This window comes from Paraburkholderia solitsugae, assembly GCF_013177695.1.
Classification (GTDB): Bacteria; Pseudomonadota; Gammaproteobacteria; order Burkholderiales; family Burkholderiaceae; genus Paraburkholderia; species Paraburkholderia solitsugae.
This window is the reverse complement of record NZ_WOEY01000036.1, coordinates 1-3,846: the sequence shown is the minus strand read 5'-3', so window position 1 is coordinate 3,846 and position 3,846 is coordinate 1. Positions and strand designations below refer to the sequence as shown.

The window sequence follows — 3,846 nt, the reverse complement described above, 5'->3', positions numbered from 1 at the left end:
TGCGCTGGGCCTGTGGAATTACATTGATGCAGTCTCAACGCATGGCTACTGGAATGCGGGCACCTATCCGGCTCATCCGCCTGAATTGCAGGACTCCGATCCGGATCCGGCGAACCAGGCGAACGCACTCGACAACCTGATGACGCAGTTGCGTTCGGTGATGCAGGCGGGCAAGCCGAACATGAAGCTCTTCGTCACCGAAGCAGGCACGAGCTACGATCCGGGTCTTAACTACGGTCCCACGGTGCCGTCGCAGAATCAGTTGTTTGCCCAGGCCGCGGTTGGCGTGCGGTCGCACATTATTACGCTTGGCGGTGGGGCACAGTTGACGACGCTCTTCTATGGTGCTGACTATCCCGGCGAAGTGGGATACGGCACGTTCTTCGACCTGAATGATGCGCAAGGCGCGTACGGTGCCTCGAACCTCTCGCCGAAACCCGAAGCGATGGCCTTCGCCACGATGACGCGTGTGCTTGACGGCACGAATACATTGGGCCGGGTCACGGGTGCGCCGGCGGGAGACTATGTGTATGCGTTCCAGCAACTCGGCAACGGCAAGGTGGTGACGGCTGCATGGGCGCACAGCAATGCGCAGTGGCCTGCGGGCAGTGGCCTTTATAGCCAGACCTACTCGACGAGCTATACGCTGCAGGTTGACAGCGCCGGTACGTCGGGCAACGTGACGAAGATCGATGGTTACGGCAATACCAGTACGCTTGCCTATACCAACGGCCAGGTCACGCTGACCCTCACCGAGGCGCCGCAGTACATCGTCTCGAACAACGCGACGGTCGCCAAGGCCAATGCGACTGTTCCGCTCGGGTATACGGGCCAATAAGGCTTGACTTGTATCGACGCGCCGCTGGTTAGAGCGGCGGCGCGTCGATCAACCCGTTCCGACTGAGAAGCGATCACCCGGCCCGCCGCTAACGCAACGATCAGACAGCGCAGCGGCGTCGTCACCACAATCAGAAATTGGGCGCCCCTATCCGGGCGCTCTCACGCTTCCGCGTCTCGCAGATCTCTTATGTGTTGATACACGGTCGCGCGTCCCATCCCTAGCACGTTTGCCACATAGTTTGCGGCACTTTTCCCCTTGAATGCGCCTTCGGCCCAAAGCGCTTCGACCAATTCGCGACGGTGGTCGCGGGTCAGCGAGTTCAGCGCCAACTGGCGCTCCTGAAGCCACGCGTGAAGAAACGTGTTGATGCGTTCTTGCCAGTCGTCCTTGAATAACTCCTCTGGCTGCTTGATCACGCCGGCGCCGGAGATCACGCGGTCGATGACATGTTTCATGTCCTCGAAGACCGCAATGTTGTAGTTCACGCACATCACACCAACGGCCACGCCAGCGTCGTCAAAGAGTACCGTGCTGACGCAGCGCATCCGCCTGCCATCCCAATTGATTTTTTCGTATGGACCGATCGTGCCTGACTCCGCCGAATGGTCGATTTCTTCCAGTGCCGATTCGTCGCCCAGTTCGCGCTTCGACAGGTTATTGGCTATGTAGGCAATCGTCTGGCTTTGCAGGTCATGAAGGACGATTTCAACGTACGGAAAAAACAGCAGCGCGATACCGTCGGCGACACGGCCGTATCGATCCAGAAGAAGCCTGCGTGCAGCCGTTGTCTTTGTTTTGCGCATAGAGGTGAGTGAAATTCCAGTTTTCGGAAAGTCTGCACCGTGTTGCGCCACGATGCTGCGAATCCGGATGTTGCGCGCCATTTTGCCATGAGCGGCGCACCGGCCTTTGTCTTAACCGCTGTGCTGCCCGGCTATGTGTCTGAATAGTTCGTTGGCGATCGCGACGTCTTCCAGTCCGAGCCCAATTGAGCGGAAAAACGCGTGCTGTCGCCCGGAGGATTTTCTGGCTGTGCCGGCTACCAGCTTAGGCAGGTCGCCGAGCACGCTTTCCGGCGACCAGTCATGCAACTGCGCCGCCAATTTCATTTCCCCCGCGCTGGCAGGCGTGGTTTGCCGGTAGTCGCAATAGACGTCCATGTCCGGAAGCCACGCGGGCGGAATTTCGTGAGCATTCGCTACATTCGTGCTGATCGACGTAATGAGCGCCGGCTTCGTCAGCATTTTCTCCGCTAGTACCGGCGTGCCCGAGGATGTGCACAACGCCACCACATCGGCATCGCGCAAGCAATCTTCAAGCGTGGCGCAAACCCGTACACGTTCATGAAGGGCATGCACCGCTGCACGCTTCGATTCGTTCCCTGCTAGCCCGGGTGAAAACACGTTGATCGAGTCCCATGGCCGGAGTGCCGCGAGGTGGCGCACATGAGCCTGTCCCACCGCGCCCGCGCCGACGATGGCGAGCCGGCGCGCGTCGGCCGCCGCAAGGTGATCCACGGCGAGTGCGGTCGCGCCGGCAGTGCGCTCGATGGTGAGCAGACCCGCATCGCACCACATCAAAGGCTGACCCGTTTCCATCGACATCAGTGCCGTCCACGCCGTAATGACCGGCTTCGATTCGGTCACGATGTACGGCGACAACTTGGCGCCGAACACCTTGGCGTCCGCCATGACCCCGAGGTACGTAATGAAATCGCCGGCCCCTTGCGGAAAGGGGGTGAAGGTCTGAGGCGGCTGCACCGCGGCGTCGTTGGCCAGCGCGAGAAACATGCGTGTCAACGCACCGCGCACATCGAGATGGGGCAGTGCGTTGCGCACTGCGTCCTGCTGGACGATCAACGGGAATACTTTGTCTGTGTTGTTCATGGGCCTGCTCTCCAGATCGTTGCCGGCTTGCGGCGTCAGCACGATTCTAAAGTCAAAAAGTCCAATTTGGACTTTTATTTTTGAAAATCGCTTGCAATTGCCAATGTCCAGAATAGACTGTTGTTCCAGAGCGCGTGTGAGAGGCCGATCTCTTTTGCCTTTCACGCGGCTTCTCGACGTTGCGCCGTTTGCGTCAGTTCGCGCCCTGAATTTGCGACCCTTCAACCACACTGGGAACCATCATGCCTCTGAAGCTTTCACTGTCACTTTTCGTCGCGGCTGCGTTAATCGGTTCGGTCGACACCGTTAGCGCGGAGACTCAAAGCACCTTGCGTTTCGGCATCGAAGCAGCGTATCCGCCGTTCGAGAGCAAGTCGCCGACGGGGCAGTTGCAGGGATTCGACGTCGACGTCGGCAACGCGGTTTGCGCAAAGATGGCCGTGAAGTGCGAGTGGGTGGAGAATTCGTTCGACGGCCTGATTCCCGCCTTGCAGGCGCGCAAGTTCGACGTCGTCAATTCCGCGATGAACATCACGGACAAGCGCAAACAGTCCATCGATTTCACGCCGCCGATCTACGTGGTGCCGATCGTGATGGTGGCCAAGCGTGGTTCCCCGTTGCTGCCAGATGTGAAGAGCCTGCAGGGCAAACGCGTCGGCGTCCTGCAGGGATCGTCGCAAGAGGATTTCCTCAAGGCCCATTGGGCGAATGCGGGCGTATCGATCGTCTCGTATCAGGACCAGGATCAGGTGTATGCCGACCTCGTGGCCGGACGCCTGGATGCTGCCGTCCAGGAAGCGCAGACTGTTGAGGATGGTTTCCTGAACAAGCCCGCAGGCCACGACTATGCGATTGTCGGCCAGCCGCTCAGCGATCCGGCAACGCTTGGCGAAGGGACGGGTTTCGGCTTGCGTAAAGGCGACAAGGGGTTGGCCGGAAAGATCGATGCCGCGCTCGACGCTTTGAAGAAAAACGGTACGCTCAGCAATCTGTCGCAGAAGTATTTCAAGCGCGACATCATCGCGAAGTAACTTATGGATTTCGATGTGATCGTGTTGGGCGCCGGGATTGTCGGCGTGTCGTCGGCGCTGCATCTGCAGGATCGAGGGCGCCGCGTGG

The 3,846-nt window shown here is 59.4% G+C and carries 4 protein-coding genes and 1 pseudogene; 3 read left to right on the top strand and 2 right to left on the bottom strand.

Going from position 1 to position 3,846, the window contains the following annotated elements:
- A pseudogene (locus GNZ12_RS09550) lies at window positions 1-838 on the top strand (hypothetical protein); the annotation flags it as partial.
- 161 nt (window positions 839-999) lie between these two features.
- On the opposite strand, the gene GNZ12_RS09545 reads toward GNZ12_RS09550, so the two are convergent.
- Window positions 1,000-1,644, bottom strand: coding sequence for a helix-turn-helix transcriptional regulator (locus GNZ12_RS09545; protein WP_172310114.1), 645 nt, complete (start codon window positions 1,642-1,644; stop codon window positions 1,000-1,002).
- 111 nt (window positions 1,645-1,755) lie between these two features.
- The gene (locus tag GNZ12_RS09540) at window positions 1,756-2,727 is read right to left on the bottom strand and encodes an ornithine cyclodeaminase family protein (RefSeq protein WP_172310073.1); all 972 of its coding nucleotides are present in this window, start codon (window positions 2,725-2,727) and stop codon (window positions 1,756-1,758) included.
- Between the two features lie 242 nt (window positions 2,728-2,969).
- On the opposite strand from GNZ12_RS09540, the gene GNZ12_RS09535 reads away from it, so the two are divergent.
- Both GNZ12_RS09535 and GNZ12_RS44995 read left to right on the top strand, forming a co-directional pair.
- Complete coding sequence (locus GNZ12_RS09535; protein WP_172310072.1) at window positions 2,970-3,758, top strand: ABC transporter substrate-binding protein; 789 nt, start codon at window positions 2,970-2,972, stop codon at window positions 3,756-3,758.
- Between the two features lie 3 nt (window positions 3,759-3,761).
- Window positions 3,762-3,846: FAD-binding oxidoreductase (locus tag GNZ12_RS44995; RefSeq protein WP_172310115.1), on the top strand; the 85-nt coding region annotated here is incomplete at its 3' end.